Consider the following 22,677-nt stretch of genomic DNA (forward strand, 5'->3'; position numbering starts at 1 on the left):
ATAACACAACTTTATTTGTTAAAATATTCTAAAATTTAAACTATTAAATAAAAAAAAGTCCCACATTTCTGTGGGACTTTCTATTTATAAAAAAGCTAAGAATTATTTTTTCTCAGTTTTTTCCATTTTAGCTTTTAAAGCAGCTAATACATCATTGTTGTCACCTAAAGTCGCAGCTGGTGCGTTTGTAGATGCAGATGTAGTAGTTTCAGCAGCAGCTTTCACGTTTTTCTCTTCTTCTTCTCTGAAGATAGCAGTGTGAGAAGCAACTACTCTTTTGAATTCTTTGTTGAACTCAATTACTTTGAAATCAGCTGTATCACCTTTTTTCAATTTCTTTCCGTCTTCTTTTTCAAGGTGACGAGTAGGAATGAAAGCAACAATATCATCTCCGAATTCTACAGTAGCTCCTTTGTCAACGATTTCAGAAATCTCACCGTTGTGGATAGTTCCTACAGCGAAAGAATCTTCGTACTGATCCCAAGGATTAGCAGTAGTTTGTTTGTGACCTAAAGATAATTTACGTCCTTCAACATCTAACTCTAATACAACAACATCAAGTTTTTCACCAACGTTTACAAACTCAGATGGGTGTTTAATTTTCTTAGTCCAAGAAAGGTCAGAAATGTAGATTAATCCATCAATTCCTTCTTCTAATTCTACGAAAATACCAAAGTTTGTGAAGTTTCTAACGATACCTGTATGTTTAGAACCTACTGGGTATTTAGAAGTAATGTCAGTCCATGGATCTTGAGTCAATTGTTTGATACCTAATGACATCTTACGATCTTCTCTGTCAAGAGTTAAGATAACTGCTTCAACAACATCTCCAACTTTCACGAAGTCCTGAGCAGAACGTAAGTGAGTTGACCATGACATTTCAGAAACGTGGATTAAACCTTCAACACCTTCAGCAACTTCGATGAAAGCACCATAATCAGCGATTACAACTACTTTACCTTTAACTTTGTCACCAACAGTTAAGTTAGCATCTAAAGCATCCCATGGGTGAGCGTTTAATTGTTTCAATCCTAATTGAATTCTTGTTTTCTCATCATCGAAATCAAGGATTACAACGTTTAATTTTTGGTCTAATTCAAGAACTTCACTTGGGTGGTTGATTCTGCTCCAAGAAAGGTCAGTAATGTGAATTAATCCGTCAACACCACCTAAGTCAATGAACACACCATAAGAAGTAATGTTTTTAACAACACCTTCTAATACTTGTCCTTTTTGCAATTGACCGATGATCTCTTTTTTCTGTACTTCAATATCAGCCTCGATAAGAGCTTTATGAGATACAACTACGTTTTTGAATTCGTGGTTGATTTTTACCACTTTGAATTCCATCATTTTGTTTACATATACATCGTAGTCTCTAATTGGCTTAACGTCAATTTGAGATCCAGGTAAGAACGCTTCGATACCGAATACGTCAACAATCATACCTCCTTTAGTTCTACATTTAACAAAACCGTTAACGATTTCTCCAGTTTCATTAGCTGCAATAACTCTATCCCAAGATTTGATAGTACGTGCTTTTCTGTGAGATAATACTAATTGACCTGTTTTATCCTCACGGATGTCGATTAATACTTCTACTTTGTCACCTACTTTTAAGTTTGGGTTGTAACGAAATTCGTTTAAAGAAATAACACCTTCAGATTTAGCATTGATATCAACGATAACGTCTCTATCTGTAATTCTAACTACAACTCCTTCAACTACTTCTTCTTGATCTGTAGCGATGAAAGTTTTTGATACTAGTTCTTCAAACTCTTGTAAGTTTTTTTCATCTACTGCATCGATTCCTTCTTGGAAGTTGTGCCAGTTAAAATTTGCTAAAAACTCTTCTTGTGATTTTGTTTGTTCAGACATGCTGATAAAAAAATTTGTATTCTGTTTTTCTCGAGTTTCTCTATGCGATAGAAAATACAGAAGTTGTTTTACATAAATGGTTGATTCCTAATGGAAACTCTTCTCTGCCAAAAGGACTGCAAAATTAATACATTTTTCTGAATTAACAAAACAAAACCGATATGATTATCAGTTGATTATTAAGAAGCAGAAGATTTGAGGTTCCAAAAGACGTTTAGTCCCGCTATCCGTTGCAATCTTTTGTGCCGAACCCCGTCACAAAAGGATTTCCACTTCTATCGGGGCTAGGTTAGATTTTTTTTGTTTTCATAAGAACCTTAAAAAGCGAAACCTGACAGGTTTTAAAAACCTGTCAGGTTTAATTAATCATACTCCAAAAAGAACAAAATATTTCTATTATTCTTCCCGAAACTCTTTCTGGATTTCTCTATATTCACTTCTATTAAAAGAATATTTATTTCCTGAAAACGGACTAAGTTGTTGTAACATATAATTCTTTACAGATATGTCCATTCTAATACATCGGCCTGCTAAATATTCTACCTTTTCATTATCATACTTGTGTCTGAATAACATTTCCCTAATTTTAGGATAATTTTGCTCTATTAGCGCCTTAAAAGCAAAACAGCGAATCATTGGCTTTTCACATTCAGTCAACAAAACTAAATCATTAGTCTCAACTTCATTCACAAATTTTTTAAAGCTTGCTCGATCTTTCAGCAAATAAGATAAATAAGGATTTTCTATCCTAAAATCATAATAGACTTTGCTAAGATCATCATTTTTAAGAATTCCATCTAACTTTGTTGTTGGTGAAAAATTCTCAATTTTCTTTTCACAACTTAAAAGAGTAAACAATAAAAATACATAGAAAATTTTATAACATTTCATTTTTCAATAATGTCTTTTAATCCAAAACAATCCTCCCAAAACCGAAAACGGCGCAAAAACAAAAATCGCCAACAATTGCGTCCATGAACTGCCACTTGACTTAAACAGTGAGAAAATGGCAAAACCAGCCATGATAATAAAAAGTATAAAATTAACTTTTAAATTTCTTGCTTTCGAAATAAACTGAGTAACAGCTCCACTTAAAAAAGAAAAGATCACTCCGTAAACAAAAGTCAAAATCATAAATAGTCCTGAAGCTTTAGAATGTGGTTTAACTCCTGAGACTTGAAACAACAGCAAAGAAGTAATCACAAAAATTGCATAACCAGCTATTACAGCTAAAATTTGTCTAATCATAAATTCAATCTTTTTAAACAACAAACCCGACAAATAAAAATTTATCGGGTTTGTTTTATACTTTTTTTAATGACTCAAATTCTCAATTTCTTTTGGGTCGTGTTTATGTTTAAACAATACAGCAAAAGCAATAGCAATTACCAAAGCATAAAGTGCAAACGAAAGCCAGACAGTATGCCAGTCTTTCATTAAAACTGGATTTGTAAAAATTCCATCTGCAGAAATTGAATTTCCTTGGCTCTTTACAAATTCTACCATCTTTTCATTTGAGGCATCCGTTTGTAAAAAACCAGCCAATTCTGTTGTATTAGCAAATGATTTTGTAAAGAAACGATCAATTGCCCAACCAGAAGTCAAACTTCCTAGAACCGCTCCTACTCCATTAGTCATCATCATAAATAAACCTTGAGCAGAAGAACGAATTTTAGAATCTGTATTGCTTTCTACGAATAAAGAACCTGAAATATTAAAGAAATCAAATGCCATTCCGTAAACAATACAAGAAAGAATAATCATCCATAAACCATTTACAGGATCTCCAAAAGCAAATAATCCGAAACGTAAAACCCAAGCCAACATACTAATTAACATAACTTGTTTGATTCCGAAACGTCTTAAGAAAAACGGAATTGCCAAGATAAACAACGTCTCAGAAACCTGAGAAATCGACATAATAATAGTTGAATATTTTATTACAAATGAATCTGCATATTTTGGAAAGTGCTTAAATTCATCTAAAAACACATCCCCATAAGCATTTGTCAATTGAAGTGCTCCTCCTAAAAACATAGAAAAAACAAAAAACAAAGCCATTTTATAGTTTGCAAACAATTTGAAAGATTCTAGTCCGAAAGTTTCAATCCATGTTGCATTTTCTTTAATCAAACGCTGCGGCTCACATTTTGGCAATGTAAAAGCATAAAAACCTAAGATTAAAGCTCCAACTCCAGCAATATAAAACTGATATTCTGTAGCCTTACTTCCGCTTAGATTAGTAATCCACATCGCTACAATAAAACCAATTGTTCCCCAAACGCGAATTGGCGGAAAATCTTTTACAATATTTTTATTGTTTAATTTAAGTGAAGTATAAGAAATGGAATTACTCAAAGCAATTGTTGGCATATAACAGCACATTGCCAAAAGCATTACTATAATAAAAGTATCTGGTGTTGTAACTTGTGCAATTCCAAATAAAACGGCTGCGTACAAAATATGAAGAATTCCATATAGTTTTTCAGCGTTTACCCATCTGTCGGCAATAATCCCGGTTAATGTAGGCATAAATAAAGAAGCAATTCCCATGGTTCCAAATACTAAACCAAATTGTGTTCCTTCCCAATTTTTGGTTCCAAACCAATAATTTCCAATTGTGATAAGCCAAGCTCCCCAAACAAAAAATTGAAGAAAGCTCATAAAAATTAACCTGTTTTTAATTCCCATATAGTGAAATTGTCTTTAAAGTAAAAATGAAGCGGTAAAACTACCATTAAAAATAATATCTACAAAAAATTATATTGTTTTAACAACATCATTCACTAATTCTAAAACAGCTGCAAATTGTTCTTCTTTATTTAAGTAAGAATTATCAATTTCTATTGCATCATCAGCAATTACCAAAGGAGAATCTTCGCGGTGTGTATCCATATAATCTCTATCTACAACATTTTTTAGAACTTCTTCATAAGAAACATTATCACCCTTTTGCTGTAACTCATCAAAACGTCTTTGAGCACGAGTTTCAGCACTTGCTGTCATGAAGATTTTAAGTTCCGCATTAGGAAAAACTACAGTACCAATATCACGACCGTCCATTACAATGGCTTTGTTTTTTCCCATTTCCTGCTGTTGCTCTACCAACTTGGCACGAACTTCAGAAACTGCCGCCACAGTACTAACAAAATTAGAAACTTCAATAGTTCTAATTTGTTTCTCCACATTTTCTCCATTTAGATACATTTCTGCAAAACCTAATTCAGCATTAAATTTAAATTCAAGTTTAATATCTGTTAATGCTTCAATCAAAGCTTCTTTTTTAAAAAAATCAGCTCCAATCAAATTATGCCGCATAGCAAAATACGCAACAGCACGATACATCGCTCCTGTATCTACGTAAACATATTCTAGCTCTTTTGCCAATTGTTTTGCAAGAGTACTTTTTCCCGTAGATGAAAATCCGTCGATAGCAATGGTAATTTTTTTCAATTTTTTATTTTTAAATTTTTATTCTTTTAAAGCTTTTTTCTTCTAATAATAAATACTCATTAAAATATCCGATTTGGAACCATCAATTAATCGAGCTATTCTTTCAAAGTATTTCTTATTAACCATAGGACAGCCATGGCTATTGCAAATGTAGCCATCTTTCTCTTCATATGGAACATCATAATAGTAATGAAAAACAATATCTCGTTTGAAAGCATTATTATTTGTCTCATCTAACCCATACAACCTATATGCCTTTCCAAACTTTCCGTAATAATGATTTCCGATAGAATATCTTCCTAATGAAGTGCTTAATGAATTTGGAATGTTGCTAAAGCGAAGTTTTCCTTCTTTGCCGGTTTCAGAACCAGAACCGTGTGCAACCAAACCTTTGTCTATAATTTTATCTGCTTTTAAATCATAAACAAAAAAGCGATTCTTACCCGAAGAAATCTTCATATCTATAAAAAAAGCAATTTTATCATTGTATTTCGTATTCGCATGAATTAGCTTTTTAATATCGGCAACATGAGTTTCAACTCTTTTATAGTCAGAAGCTAGCAAATCAACTTTATTTTTATCCGAAACTATAAAATACCCTACTAAAATCACAAGAGCAAAAAGACATATGATAATTACTTTTTTCATGAAATGATTATTATAGATTTTTTTTCCTCTTACTAAAAAGAAAGTTTTGATTCTGTAAAAAAACTTACTCCCATAAATAAGACCAAATAGAATAGTTTTATGTAATTATTGAAAATTTAATGTTAAACCAAAAAGGTTTGTATTAGCCGCCAATGTATATCTTGAATATGAATAATTAAACTTTAACTTATTCATTCTTAAACCAAAACCTAATGAGACACCCGAAAAATTACGCTGTTCCTCTACTCGCAACTCTTCTCCTCTTCTAAAATTATAGCCTACACGAAAATTAAATGCTTTTTTAGGAAAAAGTTCCACACCAAAAGCAACGTGCCTCAAAGCATTGTTTACAAAAGAAACCTTTTCTTGGCTTGTAGATCCATCAATGTTGGTTTCTCCGCGATTGGGATTAGAAAAAGAGATATTCCATTGCTGAAGGTTTTCTAACGAAAGATGCCAGCGAATTGGTACATGCTCCAATTCTTGTGAAATACCAGCAACGATTTCAAACGGAAGATTTTCTTTAATTCCTGAATAAGTTGTAAACTGTGTTCCCATATTTCTAAACACAAGAGCAAAGTTCAAATCATTCATTTCATTTACATACAAGAAACCCAAGTCAACAGCGCCACCAATTGAATTATAACTTTCAAGAGACGATGTTATCAGTTTAGCAGTTGCTCCAATGTAAAAATCGGTGTAAGGAACATTGTAGGCATACCCAAGCGATAATGCACCTTCACTTCCTGTAAAATTAGAAGTTGCCTGACCATTCTCGTCATAACCTTCAAAAGTGCCATAATTTACATAAGTTACTCCGGCATAAAAAGTCTGAACATGTCTATCGTAAGTATACGCATAAGATGCGGTACCATAAGAAGCCTCGCCGTAATAACTTCCGTAATTTAACGCCAAATGATTGTCCATGTCCGCGTTTATTAAAGCGGGATTCGACATGGCCTGATTAACGTCTTCGTCATATATCGTAATTATATCTCCCCCTAATGCGGCCTGTCTTGGTGAAGTGGTGAGACTTAAAAATTGATAGGTGTAGCGCCCTCCTACTTGTCCGAAAGAATACGAACAAATTAAGAATACAAAAAATAAAACAACTTTTTTAAGCATTTGTTTTTGGCGCACCTATTTTGGGAATAACGCAACTGCAAATATAAAATTATATACCTCTTAAAATAAAACTATGCACTAAATAAATTCCAATAAAAAAATTCCAAACTCCAATAGGAAAATTGGAATTTGGAATTTAAATATTTAAAATTCTAATTGATGTTTATTTCAAATCTTTTGCGTTTTTAACTTTTTGATCAGTCAAAGCGATTGCTAGAACTTCACTCATTTCTTTTACATAATGAAAAGAAAGACCTTCTAAGTATTCAGCTTTTATTTCATCAATATCACTTTTGTTTTCGTGGCAAAGAATAATTTCTTTAATCCCAGCTCTTTTGGCAGCTAAGATTTTCTCTTTGATTCCGCCAACTGGAAGTACTTTTCCTCGTAAAGTGATTTCTCCTGTCATCGCCAGACTTTTCTTCACTTTTCTCTGAGTTAAAAGAGAAACCAATGAAGTAAGCATTGCAATACCAGCACTTGGCCCATCCTTTGGAGTTGCTCCTTCTGGCACGTGTAAGTGAATGTTATATTTTTGAAATAATTCTGTACTAATGCCCAATTTCTTAGCGTTTGCTTTTATGTATTCTAAAGCAATTGTAGCAGATTCTTTCATTACAGTTCCAAGATTTCCTGTAATAGTCAACGAACCTTTTCCTTCAGAAATCAAAGATTCAATAAACAGAATATCTCCTCCAACACTTGTCCAAGCTAAACCAGTTACCACACCAGCAACATCATTGTTTTCGTATTTATCACGCTCTAATCTTGGTACCCCTAAAATTGCTACAACATCTTCATCTGTAACTTTTTTGTTGTACTCTTCTTCCATTGCAACAGATTTTGCTGCATTTCTGATAACTTGAGCAATCTTAGTTTCTAAGTTACGAACACCAGATTCTCTTGTATAACCTTCAATGATTTTTTCTAATTGTTTTTTGCCAATAGTCAAATCTTTTGCAGTTAAACCGTGAGCTTCCAGTTGTTTCGTAAATAAATGTCTTTTAGCAATTTCAACTTTTTCTTCAATGGTATAACCTGACATTTTAATCACTTCCATTCTGTCACGTAAAGCAGGCTGAATCGCTGACATATTATTTGAAGTCGCAATAAACATTACTTTAGATAAATCATACCCCATTTCAAGGAAGTTATCGTAGAAAGCATTGTTTTGCTCTGGATCTAAAACCTCTAATAAAGCAGAAGATGGATCACCACTATTTCCGTTTGAAAGTTTATCAATCTCATCTAGGATAAACACAGGATTTGATGTTCCTGCCTTTTTCAAGCTCTGAATGATACGTCCTGGCATCGCTCCGATATACGTTTTTCTATGACCGCGAATTTCCGCTTCATCACGTAAACCTCCTAAAGAAATACGAACATATTCACGGCCTAATGCTTCTGCCACAGAACGCCCAATAGAAGTTTTACCAACTCCTGGAGGCCCAGTTAAACATATAATTGGTGATTTCATGTCATTTCGCAATTTCAAAACTGCCAAATGCTCAATCATTCTTTTCTTAACTTCATCAAGTCCAAAATGATCTTTATCTAAAACTTTTTGTGCATGCTTTAAATCGAATTTATCTTTAGAATATTCGCCCCAAGGCAATTCTAAAAACAACTCTAAGTAATTTCTTTGAATTCCAAAATCAGGAGATTGCGGATTCATACGACGCATTTTAGACAATTCCTTTTCAAAATGTTTCTGAGTTTTCTCATCCCATTTTTTAGTTTTCGCCTTCTGCCCCATTTCGTCCATTTCCTCTTCCTGAGAAACACCACCCAATTCTTCCTGAATGGTTTTCATTTGCTGGTGAAGGAAATATTCTCTTTGCTGCTGATCTAAATCAAAACGAACTTTTGACTGAATGTCATTCTTCAATTCTAATTTTTGAAGTTCAACATTCATATAACGCAAAGTCTCCAAAGCGCGTTCTTTTAATCCATTTATCGATAAAAGACCTTGTTTTTCTTTTACAGATAAATTCATGTTAGAAGAAACGAAGTTGATTAAAAATGACTGGCTTTCAATATTTTTAATCGCAAAAGTAGCTTCAGAAGGAATATTTGGACTTTCTTTTATAATTTGAATTGCCAATTCTTTTACTGAATCTAAAATCGCTGTAAACTCAGTATCATTTTCATCTGGACGGTCTTCGGCAACTTCTTTAATTGTTGCTGTCATATAAGGCTCTTCAGCAACAACTTCGTCAATTTCGAAGCGTTTTTTACCTTGAAGAATAATCGTAACGTTTCCGTCAGGCATTTTAAGCACACGCAAAATACGCGCTACAGTTCCTACTTTATGAATATCATCTTTTGATGGATCTTCGTCTTCTTCGTTAATTTGAGATACAACTCCAATGATTTTACCACCAGCATTAGCATCATTAATTAGTTTGATAGACTTATCTCTTCCAGCAGAAATTGGAATAACAACTCCTGGAAACAATACAGTATTACGTAAAGGTAGAATTGGAAGTGAAACAGGAAGTTCTTCATTATTCATTTCCTCCTCGTCTTCTGGCGTCAACAATGGAATTAATTCTGCCTCTGAGTCAAATTCTTGAAGTGACAGATTGTCAATAGTAAGTATTTTATGGTTTGACATAATAAAATATAAGTCTTTTTGTCATTAAAATTGTTATGCTATCTGTAAAAAGAGTATTGCTTATTGAAGTTTTTACTGAAAACGTGTTTCGATTTTCAATTACAAGATAGGGCATAAAAATAGACAATCATTATGCCAAAAGCAAAAGAAGTCAGTTCTAAAAATTATATTTTCATTTTCTGACTAATGAAATTAAAAAAAAATAAAATTAATTTTATAAAAGTGTAACAAACAAAAAAAAGTAAAGTCATTACTAAAAACCAAAAGCCACTACTTGAGTATAAACAACCAAAATATCGAAGAACTGATTGCGCTTTGCAAAAGCAATAATCAAAAAGCGCAATTTGAAATATACAATCGCTATTGTAAGGCGATGTATAACGTGGCTTTTCGTATTGTAAAAGATGAACATTTTGCACACGACGTCATGCAGGAAGGTTTCTTAAAGGCTTTTACAAAAATCAATGACTATAAACAAGAAGTGGCTTTTGGAGCATGGTTAAAAAAAATAATCATCAATTATAGCATCGATTTTTACAAGAAAAACAACTCATTTCACGTAGAAGACTTAAGTAAACAGCTTTATAAAATCGAAGAAAACGACGGAATTATTTCTGAAAACATTGACTTAAACTCTCTAAAAGTAAAACAGGTTTTAGATACTATTCTGCAGCTGAAAGATAATTACAGAATGGTGCTGACACTTTTTTATATAGAAGGTTATGATCAAGAAGAGATCTGCGAAATTTTAAACATCACATACGCAAATTGCAGAACGACTTTGAGCAGAGCCAAAGATAGTTTGAGAAAAAATTTGGAAGAGATATAAAATGAATTGGAATTATGAAAAATGAAAAAGACAACTTAGAAGAATTATTTAACAGATTTGAAAACCAATGGGATATTCAGGAGTTAAATCCGGATCATCAGATGGATTTTCTTCAAAAACTAAACAAAAAAGAGCCTAAGAAACGATATTGGTTCGTAACTGCTATTGCCGCTTCGATTGTATTGATGCTTGGAATATCTCTTTTTTATAAAAATGAAAAACCAAAAGAATTCAAATTTGCTTCTAAAGAAACTAAACGTACCGATTCTATTTTTAATATTCTAATTGATAATGAACTGGTTAAGCTGAAAGAGAAAAATTCGCCAGAAAATCAGCAGATTATTGATGATGCAATGAAACAGATGAAAACTTTCGATGCTGATTATCAAAAAATCATCAATGAATTGCAAAAAAATGGAGAAAACAAACAGATTATTTATGCAATGATCAGCAATCTCCAAACGCGTATTTCTTTCTTACAAACCGTTTTGAAAAGAATTGAAGACAATGAAAAACTAAAAAACACCTCTAATGAAAAAACACTATAATTTACTAATCTTACTTCTTTTGATTCCTTTCTTAGGATTTTCAAATGATGACACTTATATAACGAAACAAAAAAACATTAAAAAAACCTATATCGTAAATTCGAACGCTGGAATCGATATTGACAACAAATACGGAAGCATCACTGTAACTACTTGGGATGAAGATAAAATTGATCTTGACATTACAATAAAAGTTAATGGTCCGAACGAAAATTGGGTAAATGAACGCTTGAACAACATTGATGTAAATATCACTGCTCTTAAAAGTTTGGTGACAGCTGTAACATCGCTAGGAAGTTCTAATGTTAAGAGTAAAGGAAGTAATAATAGTTTTGAAATCAACTATGTGATTAAAATTCCAAAAAACGGAACAATTAAACTAGCTAATAAATATGGAAATATTTCGATTCCGAGTGCAGAATCTTCTACAGATATTGAGTGTAAATATGGCAAAGTTACTTTAGGAAAATTAAGCGGAACTAATAATCAAGTATCAATTCAATACTGCCAAAATTCAAGTATTGATTACATAAAAGGAGGAAATATCGACGCTAGATATTCTGGGTTGAAAATTAATGATTCTGGAAATCTTAATATCAATGCAAACTATACAGATGTCAATCTAAATGACGGTCAAAATATTAAAGCTGACTGTAATTATGGCACGTTTAAATTTCAAAAAATCAATTCTTTAAGTGGTTCTGGAAATTACATGACTTTTATTATTGGAGAAGTATCAAGTAACTTTAGCTATGATACCAATTACAGTAAAATCAGTATCGGAACTGTGACTGAAAAAGCTGGAAATATTAGCATAAACTCAGGATATACAGACATTACAATCGGTTATGTTCCAAACTACGCTTTTGATTTTGATATTTCAGCAAAATATTCAAATATCAAACATGACAATTCTTTAGAAGTTTCTGTTTCTGAAGTCAAAAGCAACAGCAAAAGAATCGCAGGATTTTACAAGAAAAAAGGCCAGAATAAAATCAATATCAATTCGAACTATGGAAATATTTCACTAACAAAAAATTAATCATCTAAAAATCAAAACAATGAAAAAGTCAATTTTACTATTCGCGCTAGCTGCATTTTTTACAAATAGCATAGTTAGTGCACAAAACAAAGTACAAGGTAATGGAAAAGTAGTTACCGAAACAAGATCTACTGGAGATTACGACGGCATTAAAATAGCAGGTTCTTTTGATGTGGATTTAGTGTCTGGAAAAGAGGGAAAAATTACCCTTAAAGGAGAAGAAAATTTATTGGCTGTTATCAAAGTTGAAGTTGAAGATAATTCACTAAAAATTTATGTGGAAAAAGGAACTCAAATACGTACAAGTGCAGGTAAAATTCAAGTTACAGTTCCTTTTGAGAAAATTTCAGAATTAAGTTTAGCTGGTTCAGGAGATATTAAGTCAAAAGATGTAATTAAAAATGATAATCTTGCAGTAAAATTGTCTGGTTCAGGAAATTTTAATCTGCCAGTTGACACAAATAACTTAGAATTACATGTAAGCGGATCTGGAAATATTAATTTGAAAGGAACTGCAGACAAACTTACAACCAAACTTTCTGGTTCTGGTGACATTGACGCTTCGAGCTTAAAATCTAAAGTTGTAGAAGCAAATGTTTCTGGATCAGGAAATAGTAAAGTAACTTGTGCCGAAAGCATAACCGCTAGAGTTGCAGGTTCTGGAAATATAAAATATATAGGAAATCCAGAAAAAAGAGATGTAAAAGTTTCTGGATCTGGAACTATTACAAAAGGTTAATTTTCTAAAAAAATATCACGAATTACAAAATAATCATCAATCAAACAATCAATTGCAATTCGTGATATTTGTTATCACAAAAGGCGTTTCATTAATTTGAAACGTCTTTTCTATGTACTCTTCTTAAAAGGAAAATTGACGTTACAAAGAATATTGCTAAAATTACAATCGCCGCACGTGGGCTGCCTGTAATCTGATCAATGATTCCGTAAACACACATTCCGATTACGATTCCGATTTTTTCTGCTACATCATAAAAACTAAAAAATGATGCCGTATCTTCTGTTTCAGGCAATAATTTTGAATATGTCGAACGAGATAATGCTTGAATTCCTCCCATAACAAACCCAGCAACTGTTGCCATTACATAAAAATGCGTTGGCAATGTTATAAAGTAGGCTAAAGCACAGAAAACTGCCCAAATCGCGTTGATAAAAATCAAAGTTGGAACGTTGCCAAACTTTTCAGAAGCTCTTGAAGTTAAAACCGCACCCACAACAGCTACTAATTGAATTATTAAAATACAAATAATCAAACCAATCGTACTTTGCTCTTTTGTTTCCCATTGAATTTCTTGAGCTCCAAAATAAGTTGCTACAAGCATTACAGTCTGAACAGCCATACTAGAAACAAAAAAACCTCCTAAATAACGTTTTAATGGAATATTCTCCTGCAGTAAACCCCAAACCTTTCTTAACTCTTTAAAACCGTTAAACACAACAGATTTTGTTAATTTCTGCCCTGTTTCTTTACTTCCTTTTGGCAAATAATAATAAGTGTATTGGCTGAATAAAATCCACCAAACTCCAACCATTACAAAAGAATAGCGCATTGCTTTCATTGCAGCTTCCCCTTCAGTGCCTGATATTCCGAAGATTTTTGGTTTCATTATCATTGCTAAATTGATGATTAACAAAATAACACTTCCTATATATCCTAAAGAATACCCTTTTGCACTTATTCTGTCTTGCTGTTCTTCAAAAGCAATATCTGGCAAGTATGAATTATAAAAAACCAAACTTCCCCAGTACCCTAATAATCCAAGGAAATAGAATGCTAATCCGACATAAATATTTTCAAGATCAAACCAATATAATCCCATGCATGATAAAGCTCCCATGTAACAGAAAAACTTCATAAATGATTTTTTATTCCCCACATAATCGGCAATTCCAGACAATAAAGGAGAAATAAAAGAAACTACTAAAAACGCCGCAGCGGTAATAAAACTAATTAAGGCAGAGTTTTTAAGATGCATTCCAAAAACATCGATATAATGATCACGATCACTGAATAAAGCTTCATAAAAAATTGGAAACACAGCAGAAGCAATCGTCAAAGTATAAACTGAATTGGCCCAGTCATAAAATGCCCAAGCATTTAAAAGCTTCTTATCTCCTTTTTGTAGGTTTTTCATAGAAATGGTTTTGTTAATAGGCTACGAATTTATCCATTTTTTACGATAAACAAATAGAATTTATTCAAATCATACATTATTAAATCATGAAGTGTACTAAAACAAAAAAAGCTACTCTAAAGAATAGCTTTTAAATATATTTTTTATGCATTATTTTATCGTTCCAACTTTAAGCGCAATAGCTTTTGCTTCTGGAATTAAGGCTTTAATATTAGCAATCCTTGTAGCATCAGAAGGGTGCGTACTCATAAATTCAGGTGTAGAAGCCCCTCCAGATTTAGCCGCCATTCTGCTCCAGAAAGCAACAGCATCATCTGGATTGTAACCTGCAATTGCCATCAAAGTCAAACCAATCTTGTCAGCTTCACTTTCATTGCTTCTGCTGAATGGGAGCATAACTCCAACCTCAGAACCAATTCCGTAAGCTTGTGCAAATATCTGCTGTGTTGCTTCAGATTTTCCGCTTGTTGCTGCTCCTAGTGCTGCTCCGCCAATTTGTTGCAATTGTGCTGCAGACATTCTTTGCGCACCGTGATTTGCTAAAGCATGAGAAACTTCATGCCCCATTACCGTTGCCAAACCAGATTCATTTTGCGTAATTGGCAAAATTCCAGAATACACTACAATTTTACCACCAGGAAGACACCAAGCATTTACTTCCTTATTATCGACCAATTTATACTCCCAGCGATAATCTTTTAAGTATTGCGTCTGACCTAAATAATTTAAATATTTTTCTGCAGCTGCCTTGATCTTAAACCCTACTGTTTCCACAAGTTTTGCATCTGCTGTTCCCGTAATAACTTTATTCTCAGTTAAAAACTGGCTGTATTGCTGAAAAGAAGATGGAAACAATTCGCTATTCGAAACAAAATTCAAGTTTTGTTTCCCTGTAATTGGATTTGTTGCACAACCCATCATAAGTGCTCCAAAAACCCCTAAAAACACATATTTTTTCATAATTCGAGCTATTTTTATAACAAAAATACGATTAAAAAAGATAAAATGTTTTATACGATAAATCAAAAAGTTATCAAAATTTGACTATTCGCCAACAATATGAAGTTCATTGAACTCTTTATCAACAATCAAGAAATGATTTAAATCAAAATTAATTTTGTCAAACTCAATTTTTTCATTGTCAATTTCAATTTCTGTAACTTTAAATGGAAGTCCAATTAAATTGATTTTATATTTAGAATAAGGTGTTTCGTATTTCCCTTCTTTGTGAAGCTGAATAATAAGCTCTTTTTCTTTTCCTATATTTCTTAGTGACAAATAGCTGTAACGCCCTTTTTTATAATCATAACCGTCTTGGGCATCTTCATAAACTGCCGATTGCTCTTTACCATTTTTATAGTAAACATCAAGTGTCAGTTCATCAAATTCTAATTCGCCAACAAATTGCTGAACTGGATACTTAGGAATAATGGCACCAGCTTTTACAAAAACCGGAATTTCATCAAATTTACTATCAATCCAGATTTCTCTTCCTCCCATAAAAAGCTCATTTGTCCAGTAGTTATACCATTCTCCTCTAGGAATATACATACGTCTACCTACAGCGTTAGGTTCAAGTATTGGACATACTAAAATTTGATTTCCAAAGATAAATTCATCGTTTCGATAATGGGTCTGCGTATCGTCCTGATCAAAGTAAACTAATGGTTTTAACATCGGAACTCCTTCTTCAATATATTGCCAAAACATGGTATATAAATAAGGTAATAGTTGATAACGAAGGCTCACAAATTTTCTAGTGATATTAATTACTTCCTCGTCAAATGACCAAGGTTCTTGATTTCCATGATCTCCAGAAGAGTGTGTTCTACAAAACGGATGAAAAACGCCTAACTGAATCCAACGTGCATATAACTCTCCAGAAGGCTGTTCTGCAAATCCTCCAATGTCAGAACCTGTGAATCCCATTCCAGAAATAGACATTCTCTGCACTTGTATATTTGCAATCCATAAATGCTCCCAAGTCGCCACATTATCTCCTGTCCAAGAAGAAGTATATCGCTGCGCTCCAGAATAAGCCGATCTTGTAATGACAAATGGACGTTTCGGATAAGCAAATCGTTTTACACCATGATAAGTCGCCCTTGCCATCTGAGTTCCATAAATATTATGTGCCTTTCTATGACTGCAAGGATTTCCATCGTAAAAGTGGCGAACATCCATCGGAAATGTTTTATTTGGAACTTCCATTACTGCAGGTTCATTCATATCATTCCAAACTCCTTTTACGCCAATTTCTGAAACTAATTCTTTAAATAAACCAGCCCACCATTCTCTAACTGCAGGATTTGTATAATCAGGAAAATTGCATTCGCCTGGCCAGACTTTTCCTTTCATATAAGGGCCATCGGCTCTTTTACAGAAATAATCTTTTTCTAAAGCTTCTTTGTAAACCCAGTAATCTTTATCAATTTTAATTCCTGGATCTATGATTACAACTGTTTTAAAACCATCCTCGGCTAATTCAGCAACCATTTTTTTTGGATCTGGAAAATAGTTTTTATTCCAAGTAAAACATCGAAAACCATCCATATAATCAATATCCAAATAAATGGCATCACACGGAATTTGAAGTTCCCTGAATTTTGAAGTGATTTCCTTTACTTTGCTTTCCGGATAATAACTCCATTTGCATTGATGATAGCCTAAAACCCAAAGTGGCGGCAATTCTGGTTTTCCTGTTAAATCGGTATAAGTCGTTACAACATCTTGCATTTGAGGCCCGTAAATGAAATAATAGTTCATTTCGCCACCTTCTGCCCAAAAACTGGTAATGTTTCTTCTTTCCTGACAAAAATCGAAGAAAGTTCTAAAAGTATTGTCAAAAAATATTCCGTACGACTGTTTGTTATGTAAGCCAATGTAAAACGGAACAACTTTATATAAAGGTTCCTGATCTTTTTGGTAAGCATATTGATCTGTAGCAAAATTTTCTACCCTCTTGCCCTTAAGATTCATTTGAGTAGCTTTATCTCCAAGACCGTAATAACATTCACCATCTTTAGAGTATTTGCTCATTTTTACAATATTTCCGCCATATTCGTAGCTTTCTTCCCAATGAAAACCAAGCTCATCTTCTAGAATTAAAAAATCGTTTAAATCATAAATGGAGAGACGAAGATCTGCTTTTTGGATTTTACATTTTACTTTGCTTGTTCTAATCTGGAAATACGTTTCTTCCTCAGTCAGTTCCAAAAAATTATAACCGTGAAGCTGCGTTTTATCAATAGCGTATGAGAAGTCGTTACTGAAATAACCTTTTGTAGTAAAACGAAATCGGATTAAACTATCACGAAGAATAGTAACTTTTAAAATTACTTTGTTATCCGTGTTAAAGAAAATAGAATCTCCTTCATGTTCATAAGAGACAATTTTTGATGGGTATAAATCGCCTTTGTATTCTAATGATGTGTTTGTAATCATATCTCGAATGAATTAATTTAACATTTTCCTCCTATTCAAACATACAAAAAAAGTTCGTAACACCCTATGAATAAAAGGTTTATTAACGAAAACGATTTTTCTGAATGAGTTTCAAATTACAAATCAAAAAATCAGCAATTTGATAATTTTGAAACGATATAATGACAAAATCTCACTTCAAGATTTTTTATTCAATCAAAGAATATACAGTAACACTTAAAGGCGGTAAAATTAATGCTACAGAAAAATCTCTTCCATCATAAGCGATTGTTTCAATTTTTAATGCTTTAGAATTTCCGACACCGCCTCCACCATAAATTACAGCATCACTATTAAAAATCTCTTGCAATTTTCCTTTTTTAGGAATTCCTATTCTGTAATTCTCTCTAACGACCTGAGTAAAATTACAGACCACAATTAAATTCTCATCAGGATTATTCCCTTTTCGGATGTAAGATAAAATCGCATTTTGATGATCTGAATAATTAATCCATTCAAAACCATCACCTCTAAATTGCTTTTCATACAAGGCGGGTTGAGACTTATACAATTGATTCAAATCTGTAATCAATCTTTTTATTCCAGAATGAAAGTCATATTGCAGCAAATGCCAGTCTAAACTTTGTTCAAAATTCCATTCAGAAGTTTGACCAAATTCGGCTCCCATAAACAAGAGTTTCGTTCCTGGATGCGTAAACATATAGCCGTACAAAAGTCTCAAATTTGCAAAACGCTGCCATTCATCGCCAGGCATTTTATAAATAAGCGAATTTTTACCATACACCACTTCGTCATGCGAAAACGGAAGCATGAAATTCTCAGTAAAGGCATAAGTCATCGAAAAAGTCAATTCGTTCTGATGGTATTTTCTATAGACCGTCTCTTTTTGAAAATATTTAAGAGTGTCGTGCATCCACCCCATCATCCATTTCATCCCAAAACCTAAACCACCTACAGAAGTCGGTCTTGAAACCATAGGAAACGAAGTACTTTCTTCTGCAATAGTCTGAACTCCATCAAAATTAGAATAAATTACCTCATTAAATTCTTTAAGAAAACTAATTGAGTCCAAATTTTCTCTTCCTCCAAAAATATTAGCTTCCCATTCGCCATCTTTTCTAGAATAATCCAAATAAAGCATAGACGCTACAGCATCGACTCGAAGTCCGTCTATATGATAATTTTGAAGCCAAAAAACAGCATTGCTTATTAAGAAAGCTCGAACTTCATTTCTTCCATAATTAAAAACTAAACTTTTCCAATCTGGATGATATCCTTTTCTTCGATCAGGATGTTCATACAAATGAGATCCATCAAAAAAACCTAAACCGTGCGCGTCATCTGGAAAATGAGACGGAACCCAATCTAAAATTACTCCAATTCCTTCCTGATGCAATCGATCCACCAAAACCATAAAATCCTGTGGTTTGCCAAAGCGTGAAGTCGGTGCAAAATAACCCGTTAATTGATATCCCCAAGAAGGATCATACGGATATTCCATAATAGGCATGAACTCAACATGTGTAAAACCAGTTTCTTTTACATATTTGACTAAATCATCTGCAAGTTCCAAATAAGTCAAAAACCGATTATGTTCTGCTCTTTTCCAAGATCCCAAATGCACTTCATAAACTGAATATGGCTTGTCTAATGCATTATATTCCTGACGATTCTGCATCCAATTTTGATCTTTCCACTTATAATCCAAATCCCAAACTACAGAGGCTGTGTGAGGAGGTTTTTCGCAATAACGAGCAAAGGGATCGACCTTTTCCGTAATTACGCCATTGATATTGGATTGAATTTTATACTTATAAAGCGCTCCTTTCGAAATATCAGGAATAAATCCTTCCCAAATTCCCGAAGAATCCCAGCGTACATTTAAATTATGTTCGTCCTGTGTCCAATAATTGAAATCGCCAACTACAGAAACAGATTGAGCCGTTGGAGCCCAAACAGCAAAATAAACGCCTTTAACTCCGTTCACCTCAGTTAAATGAGCTCCTAATTTTTCATATAATCTGAAGTGTTTACCCGCTTTGAATAAATCTATATCAAAATCAGTAAAAAGAGAATGTGCGATTACTTTTGTCATATTTGGTTTTTATGGCGATTGGAATTTGGAATTCGGATTTTGGAATTTGGAATTTTAATATTGTTTTTTCAGGTTTTATTCAATTCTAAAATTATCTGAAAGCGTCACTCCTTTTTTAATAACAACAATACCGTCTTTTATGCTGTACAATTCATTCGTAAAATTGTCCAAATGTTTGCCTCCGCTAATATGAACATTGTTTCCAATACGGACATTTTTATCAATCAAAGCGTTATTTATAAAGCAGTTTTCGCCAATTCCAACATGAATTTTATTAATACTGCTTTCATGGTTCATTTCATCAAGATCTTGATAGAAATCATTACCCATAACGTAGCAGTTCTCTAAAACGGTTCCTTCTCCAATTCTTGAGCGAATTCCAATAACCGAACTTTTGATTTCTTTGGCATTGATTATACAGCCTTCAGAAATTAAAGATTGATTGATAATTGAATTTCTAAATTTAGATGGTGGCAGTAATCTCGGTCTTGTAAAAATTTTATTCTCATTATCAAATAAATTAAACTCCGGAATATCTGCAGTTAATCCAATATTGGCTTCAAAAAACGATTCAATATTTCCGATATCAGTCCAATATCCTTCATATTGATAACTTAATATTTTATGTTTTCCAACAGATTGCGGAATAATTTCTTTACCAAAATCTTTCGTTTCTTGATCAGCCATCAATTCTTCCAGCAATGACTTATTGAAAATATAAATCCCCATCGAAGCCAAATATTTTTTGCCTTTTTCCTGCATTTGCTCACTCACTTCAGATTCCCATTCAGGCAATAAAGAAGCATGAGGTTTTTCTATAAACGCATGGATATTATTTTCATGATCTGTTTTAAGAATTCCAAATTCTGGCGCATCTTTTGCATTTACAGGTAAAGTTGCAATAGAAATTTCAGCATCAGCAGCAATATGCGCTTCCAGCATTTCATTAAAATCCATTTGATACAATTGATCCCCCGAAAGAATTAAAGCGTGATCGAAATCGTGTTTTAAAAAATGCGACATACATTGCCTTACAGCATCAGCCGTTCCTTGAAACCAAGTTGGATTATCTGGAGTTTGTTCAGCTGCCAATATATCAACAAAAGACTGGCTGAAAATACTAAAATTAAAAGTGTTTTTAATGTGAGCGTTTAGAGACGCAGAATTGAATTGTGTCAAAACAAATATTTTAAAAATATCAGAATTGATACAATTCGAAATCGGGATATCAACCAAACGATACTTTCCACCAATCGGAACCGCTGGTTTTGATCTTGTTTCTGTCAATGGAAATAAACGTGAACCTTGTCCACCTCCTAAAATAATGGCGACTACATTTTTCTTTTTAAATTTCATCTTGCTGAATTATTAAGTTGTATATTTCGATATATTCTTGGCAAACTCTCTCCCAGGAATGATCTGCTGACATTCCTCTTTTTAAAACTTTATTGAAATTTATTTTATCCTCATACAACCTAACCGCACGATTTATTGAATAGCATATGTCAGCCACAGAAGCTTGATCATGACAAACTCCGTTTCCTTCATCTCCAAAATCAATAACCGTATCTCTCAATCCTCCAGTTCTTCTAACAATCGGAATTGTTCCGTATCTCATCGCATACATCTGATTCAATCCACAAGGTTCAACTCTTGATGGCATTAGAATATAATCTGAACCCGCATAAATCAAATGTGCTAATTCTTCATTATAACCTATAAAAACATTGTAATCTCCTTTGTAATCATTTCGAAGGTGAGTCAGTTGTGACTCAATTGTTGCATTACCAGAACCCAGAACCAGAATATTAATTTCTTCGAAATGTTCTGACAAAGCCAAAGCAGAAGCATGCGGAAGCAAATCGCCTCCTTTTTCTTCAAACAATCTTCCAATAAAGCTAAACAGTGGCTTTGAAGGGTCTAAATCAAACTCTTCACACAGTTTTTCTTTATTTTTCTTTTTTCCTACTTCAAAATCTTCAATCGAATAATTTTCTGCAATCATTTGATCTTTCAACGGATTCCAAACTTCAATGTCAATTCCGTTTAAAATTCCTTTTGATTTGTTTCGTACAGAATTAAAAAGAGATTCTAAACCATTGGCAGAAATATTAATTTCATTTAAATAACTTGGAGAAACGGTAGTTACCGCGTTCGCACATTTGATACCTACCGCCAAAGAGTTTATCGAATTGTTCCATTCTAAAAATCCAACATGTCTCAAATCAAATTCTGGCAGATAATATAGCTTATCAAAACCAAACCATCCTTGATACAAACCATTATGAATTGTTATGACAGTTTTCACATCTTTTAAATTCTCATATTTATAAGCAAACTGAAGCAAAAACGGAATAACTCCTGTATGATGATCATGGCAGTTAATAACATCTGGAATTTTATTTCGTGCTATAATCCAATCGAGTGTTGCAATTTGAAATGATAAAAATCTTTCTATATCATCTTCGTACCCATAAACATTCGGACGATTAAATAATTCATCAATTTCTATTAGGTACAGTTCATATCCTAATTTATCAGTAGTTTCCTTTAAGACGCTAAACGGAAAATGAAAATTTCCTAATTTAACTGTTCCCCAATGAACACATTCAAAATCATTTTCACGTCTAAACTTTGTGTCATAACAAGGAATTACAACTCTAACATCATGTCCTGCAGATTGCTGATATTTAGGCAATGCACCAACTACATCTCCCAAGCCTCCAACCTTCGCCACAGGATAACATTCTGCACTAATATGAAATATTTCCATTCAAGAAATTAATTTATGATTATAGATAAGAAGCAATCATTTAAATGCTATTTTTATGCTTTTTAAATT

General features: G+C 33.1%; 18 protein-coding genes. 4 read left to right on the forward strand and 14 right to left on the reverse strand.

Translation table 11 applies throughout. From position 1 onward, the window contains the following. Nucleotides 1-102: 102 nt before the first annotated feature. The 8 genes from rpsA to lon form a co-directional block, all read right to left on the reverse strand. Nucleotides 103-1,878 carry a 30S ribosomal protein S1 gene (rpsA, locus tag PQ463_RS06340; protein WP_111376332.1) on the reverse strand — a complete coding sequence of 592 codons (1,776 nt, stop codon included), beginning with the start codon at nt 1,876-1,878 and terminating at the stop codon, nt 103-105. A gap of 396 nt (nt 1,879-2,274) precedes the next feature. Then, entirely contained in the window at nt 2,275-2,769 is a 495-nt protein-coding gene (locus PQ463_RS06345; RefSeq protein ID WP_274256841.1) for a hypothetical protein, read from the reverse strand. Between the two features lie 3 nt (nt 2,770-2,772). Beyond that, a complete protein-coding gene (locus PQ463_RS06350; protein ID WP_274256842.1) occupies nt 2,773-3,126 on the reverse strand; it encodes a hypothetical protein in 354 nt (117 codons plus the stop codon). Between the two features lie 66 nt (nt 3,127-3,192). Next, a complete protein-coding gene (locus PQ463_RS06355) occupies nt 3,193-4,569 on the reverse strand; it encodes a nucleoside permease (protein WP_274256843.1) in 1,377 nt (458 codons plus the stop codon). Between the two features lie 69 nt (nt 4,570-4,638). Next, nucleotides 4,639-5,331 carry a (d)CMP kinase gene (gene cmk / locus PQ463_RS06360; protein ID WP_274256844.1) on the reverse strand — a complete coding sequence of 231 codons (693 nt, stop codon included), beginning with the start codon at nt 5,329-5,331 and terminating at the stop codon, nt 4,639-4,641. 42 nt (nt 5,332-5,373) lie between these two features. Then, nucleotides 5,374-5,979, reverse strand: coding sequence for a murein L,D-transpeptidase catalytic domain-containing protein (locus PQ463_RS06365; protein WP_274256845.1), 606 nt, complete (start codon nt 5,977-5,979; stop codon nt 5,374-5,376). Nucleotides 5,980-6,084: 105 nt separating this feature from the next. Continuing rightward, on the reverse strand, nt 6,085-7,104 hold the full coding sequence (gene porQ / locus PQ463_RS06370) for a type IX secretion system protein PorQ (RefSeq protein WP_274256846.1): 1,020 nt from the start codon (nt 7,102-7,104) through the stop codon (nt 6,085-6,087). Between the two features lie 163 nt (nt 7,105-7,267). Then, nucleotides 7,268-9,721: an endopeptidase La gene (gene lon / locus PQ463_RS06375; protein WP_274256847.1), complete on the reverse strand. Its 2,454-nt coding sequence runs from the start codon at nt 9,719-9,721 to the stop codon at nt 7,268-7,270. 274 nt (nt 9,722-9,995) lie between these two features. Between lon and PQ463_RS06380 the strand changes: the two genes are divergently transcribed. The 4 genes from PQ463_RS06380 to PQ463_RS06395 are packed head-to-tail and all read left to right on the forward strand — an operon-like array spanning nt 9,996 to nt 12,879. Then, entirely contained in the window at nt 9,996-10,550 is a 555-nt protein-coding gene (locus tag PQ463_RS06380) for an RNA polymerase sigma factor (RefSeq protein WP_274256848.1), read from the forward strand. A gap of 14 nt (nt 10,551-10,564) precedes the next feature. After that, nucleotides 10,565-11,098, forward strand: a complete 534-nt coding sequence (locus PQ463_RS06385; protein ID WP_274256849.1) for an anti-sigma factor — start codon at nt 10,565-10,567, stop codon at nt 11,096-11,098. Further along, nucleotides 11,082-12,140 carry a hypothetical protein gene (locus PQ463_RS06390; RefSeq protein ID WP_274256850.1) on the forward strand — a complete coding sequence of 353 codons (1,059 nt, stop codon included), beginning with the start codon at nt 11,082-11,084 and terminating at the stop codon, nt 12,138-12,140. Before PQ463_RS06385 ends, PQ463_RS06390 begins: the two co-directional genes overlap by 17 nt. A gap of 19 nt (nt 12,141-12,159) precedes the next feature. Next, nucleotides 12,160-12,879 carry a head GIN domain-containing protein gene (locus PQ463_RS06395; protein ID WP_274256851.1) on the forward strand — a complete coding sequence of 240 codons (720 nt, stop codon included), beginning with the start codon at nt 12,160-12,162 and terminating at the stop codon, nt 12,877-12,879. A 91-nt stretch (nt 12,880-12,970) separates the two neighbouring features. On the opposite strand, the gene PQ463_RS06400 is transcribed toward PQ463_RS06395, so the two are convergent. The 6 genes from PQ463_RS06400 to PQ463_RS06425 form a co-directional block, all read right to left on the reverse strand. Next, nucleotides 12,971-14,296: an MFS transporter gene (locus PQ463_RS06400; RefSeq protein ID WP_274256852.1), complete on the reverse strand. Its 1,326-nt coding sequence runs from the start codon at nt 14,294-14,296 to the stop codon at nt 12,971-12,973. Nucleotides 14,297-14,446: 150 nt separating this feature from the next. Then, nucleotides 14,447-15,256, reverse strand: a complete 810-nt coding sequence (locus PQ463_RS06405; RefSeq protein WP_274256853.1) for a M48 family metallopeptidase — start codon at nt 15,254-15,256, stop codon at nt 14,447-14,449. 84 nt (nt 15,257-15,340) lie between these two features. After that, nucleotides 15,341-17,740, reverse strand: coding sequence for a glycoside hydrolase family 31 protein (locus PQ463_RS06410; protein WP_274256854.1), 2,400 nt, complete (start codon nt 17,738-17,740; stop codon nt 15,341-15,343). Between the two features lie 187 nt (nt 17,741-17,927). After that, nucleotides 17,928-19,835, reverse strand: a complete 1,908-nt coding sequence (gene glgB, locus PQ463_RS06415; RefSeq protein WP_274256855.1) for a 1,4-alpha-glucan branching protein GlgB — start codon at nt 19,833-19,835, stop codon at nt 17,928-17,930. Nucleotides 19,836-19,910: 75 nt separating this feature from the next. Then, nucleotides 19,911-21,191: a glucose-1-phosphate adenylyltransferase gene (locus tag PQ463_RS06420; RefSeq protein ID WP_111376318.1), complete on the reverse strand. Its 1,281-nt coding sequence runs from the start codon at nt 21,189-21,191 to the stop codon at nt 19,911-19,913. Beyond that, on the reverse strand, nt 21,181-22,608 hold the full coding sequence (locus tag PQ463_RS06425) for a glycogen synthase (protein WP_274256856.1): 1,428 nt from the start codon (nt 22,606-22,608) through the stop codon (nt 21,181-21,183). Before PQ463_RS06425 ends, PQ463_RS06420 begins: the two co-directional genes overlap by 11 nt. Nucleotides 22,609-22,677 lie beyond the last annotated feature (69 nt).

This window comes from Flavobacterium sp. KACC 22763 (assembly GCF_028736155.1).
Lineage (GTDB): Bacteria > Bacteroidota > Bacteroidia > Flavobacteriales > Flavobacteriaceae > Flavobacterium.

Excerpts from the sequence above, each read along its gene's own strand:
- lon (WP_274256847.1), bottom strand. The coding sequence starts at position 9,721 with ATGTCAAACCATAAAATACTTACTATTGACAATCTGTCACTTCAAGAA.
- PQ463_RS06400 (WP_274256852.1), bottom strand. The coding sequence starts at position 14,296 with ATGAAAAACCTACAAAAAGGAGATAAGAAGCTTTTAAATGCTTGGGCA.
- PQ463_RS06395 (WP_274256851.1), top strand. The coding sequence starts at position 12,160 with ATGAAAAAGTCAATTTTACTATTCGCGCTAGCTGCATTTTTTACAAAT.
- PQ463_RS06420 (WP_111376318.1), bottom strand. The coding sequence starts at position 21,191 with ATGAAATTTAAAAAGAAAAATGTAGTCGCCATTATTTTAGGAGGTGGA.
- porQ (WP_274256846.1), bottom strand. The coding sequence starts at position 7,104 with ATGCTTAAAAAAGTTGTTTTATTTTTTGTATTCTTAATTTGTTCGTAT.
- PQ463_RS06405 (WP_274256853.1), bottom strand. The coding sequence starts at position 15,256 with ATGAAAAAATATGTGTTTTTAGGGGTTTTTGGAGCACTTATGATGGGT.
- PQ463_RS06355 (WP_274256843.1), bottom strand. The coding sequence starts at position 4,569 with ATGGGAATTAAAAACAGGTTAATTTTTATGAGCTTTCTTCAATTTTTT.
- glgB (WP_274256855.1), bottom strand. The coding sequence starts at position 19,835 with ATGACAAAAGTAATCGCACATTCTCTTTTTACTGATTTTGATATAGAT.
- PQ463_RS06390 (WP_274256850.1), top strand. The coding sequence starts at position 11,082 with ATGAAAAAACACTATAATTTACTAATCTTACTTCTTTTGATTCCTTTC.
- PQ463_RS06350 (WP_274256842.1), bottom strand. The coding sequence starts at position 3,126 with ATGATTAGACAAATTTTAGCTGTAATAGCTGGTTATGCAATTTTTGTG.
- PQ463_RS06385 (WP_274256849.1), top strand. The coding sequence starts at position 10,565 with ATGAAAAATGAAAAAGACAACTTAGAAGAATTATTTAACAGATTTGAA.
- rpsA (WP_111376332.1), bottom strand. The coding sequence starts at position 1,878 with ATGTCTGAACAAACAAAATCACAAGAAGAGTTTTTAGCAAATTTTAAC.
- PQ463_RS06425 (WP_274256856.1), bottom strand. The coding sequence starts at position 22,608 with ATGGAAATATTTCATATTAGTGCAGAATGTTATCCTGTGGCGAAGGTT.
- PQ463_RS06365 (WP_274256845.1), bottom strand. The coding sequence starts at position 5,979 with ATGAAAAAAGTAATTATCATATGTCTTTTTGCTCTTGTGATTTTAGTA.
- PQ463_RS06345 (WP_274256841.1), bottom strand. The coding sequence starts at position 2,769 with ATGAAATGTTATAAAATTTTCTATGTATTTTTATTGTTTACTCTTTTA.
- PQ463_RS06410 (WP_274256854.1), bottom strand. The coding sequence starts at position 17,740 with ATGATTACAAACACATCATTAGAATACAAAGGCGATTTATACCCATCA.